The sequence below is a fragment of the Metasolibacillus meyeri genome (genome assembly GCF_003049505.1).
Lineage (GTDB): Bacteria > Bacillota > Bacilli > Bacillales_A > Planococcaceae > Metasolibacillus > Metasolibacillus meyeri.
Window position 1 is genome coordinate 1 of record NZ_PYWN01000113.1, and the last position, 723, is coordinate 723.

Here is a 723-nt window from a genome sequence, read left to right on the forward strand (position 1 = left end):
GGGGACTTATACTAACTTGCTTTCATCAGTGATAACTGGCGCATCACCCCAAACTGCTAAAATAGCATTTACTTGTGATTGTGGCAACTCATCTACAACTTGCTGACGACCGTTAGGGCTATTTGCATATGCGCGTCGCCATGCATCCCCTATTGGATACTGTTGTCCCTGATACTCAATGAAAGTTTGTCTTTTTACAGACACACCGCTCTGTGTTAAGTTATCTAATGTATAATGTTCATTCATGTCATCTTCCACCTTTTGTTTAATTTATTTCATAAGCTCCTGAAATGCGTAAAAACATATCATTGCGTACTTCGGATGCTGTAATGGATACAATATTTCCAAGTTGATTTAAAACTGACAAAAATAACCTTCCATTAGCTTCGTAGGAGGTCATCAATTGAGTGTTTGTTACCCATACTTCAGTATTCATCCCATGTGCTACCCCTATCGGAAAAGATGGTTTTCTTTCACCTTGAGCTTTCGCTAGAAATGGTAAACCAGCTATAAAAAGGTCTCCTTGTAGACCATTTTTATCCTCAGTAGCAACTACTAAATCAAAAAACACCATTTTTTCAATTAATTTATAATATCCTGCTCTGGTAAGATATATAGGGTTACCATTAGATACTGAGCCTTGCAAAACTGGCGTGAAAATACCACTTTCTATTTTTAGTCCATGTACACCGTTTGCGGTATACACATCTTTGTCCAAGTGTG

At 37.8% G+C, this 723-nt stretch carries 2 protein-coding genes; both read right to left on the reverse strand.

The window, feature by feature from the left end; translation table 11 throughout:
* Positions 1 to 6 precede the first annotated feature (6 nt).
* Positions 7 to 246: a hypothetical protein gene (locus C9J34_RS15870; RefSeq protein ID WP_107841161.1), complete on the reverse strand. Its 240-nt coding sequence runs from the start codon at positions 244 to 246 to the stop codon at positions 7 to 9.
* A gap of 19 nt (positions 247 to 265) precedes the next feature.
* Positions 266 to 723: hypothetical protein (locus tag C9J34_RS22025; protein ID WP_193769036.1), on the reverse strand; the 458-nt coding region annotated here is incomplete at its 5' end.